The sequence below is a fragment of the Microvirga makkahensis genome (assembly GCF_009830105.1).
GTDB classification, from domain to species: Bacteria; Pseudomonadota; Alphaproteobacteria; order Rhizobiales; family Beijerinckiaceae; genus Microvirga; species Microvirga makkahensis.
This window is the reverse complement of the sequence record NZ_WURB01000087.1, coordinates 1-744: the sequence shown is the minus strand read 5'-3', so window position 1 is coordinate 744 and position 744 is coordinate 1. Positions and strand designations below refer to the sequence as shown.

1 protein-coding gene is annotated in these 744 nt (G+C 69.5%); it reads left to right on the top strand.

Annotated features, from left to right (window positions below; translation table 11 throughout):
* Window positions 1–56: 56 nt before the first annotated feature.
* On the top strand, window positions 57–744 hold a 688-nt coding region (locus GR328_RS26550; protein ID WP_160888635.1), incomplete at its 3' end, for a type 1 glutamine amidotransferase domain-containing protein.

Below are 744 nucleotides of genomic sequence, written 5' to 3'. Positions count from 1 at the left end.
GAACCTCCCCGGCGGTTTCGGGTTGACGGCGTAGCGCCACCGTCCGGGGAACAGAGATGCCCGCCTCCAAAGTGCTCGTCGTCGCCACCTCGCATGACCAGATGGGATCCACCGGCCACCGCACCGGCGTCTGGCTGGAGGAGCTGGCCACGCCCTACTACGCCCTGCTGGATGGAGGTGCTGACGTCACGCTCGTGTCCATCAAGGGCGGCGCCATCCCGTGGGATCCGCGCAGCCTGCCGGTGGAGGCCGGCGAAGGGCCGGGCGAGAAACCAGAGGAGCAGCCGGAGGTCCCGGCTTCGGTTCACCGCTTCCTGGCGGACGAAAAGGCCATGGCAACGGCCCGCAACTCTCCTGCCCTCGCCAGCGTGGATCCGGGCTCGTTCGACGCGGTGTTCCTGCCCGGTGGGCACGGGCCGATGTGGGATGCGGCCAATGACGAGACGCTGGCCCGGATCGTCGGCACGATGGCCGATCAGGGCAAGGTTGTCGCCGCCGTGTGCCATGGACCGGCTGGGCTGGTGAAGGCCAAGCGGCAGGATGGACGCTCCCTCGTCGACGGTCGCCGGGTGAGCGCCTTCACCAACACCGAGGAGGAGGCCGTCGGGCTGACTGCCGTGGTGCCCTTCCTGCTGGAGGACCGGCTCAAGGAGCTGGGAGGCCGCTTCGAGCGTGGGCCGGACTGGCAGCCCTTCGCGGCCCAGGACGGCAACTTGATCACGGGGCAGAACCCGCAATCCTCCG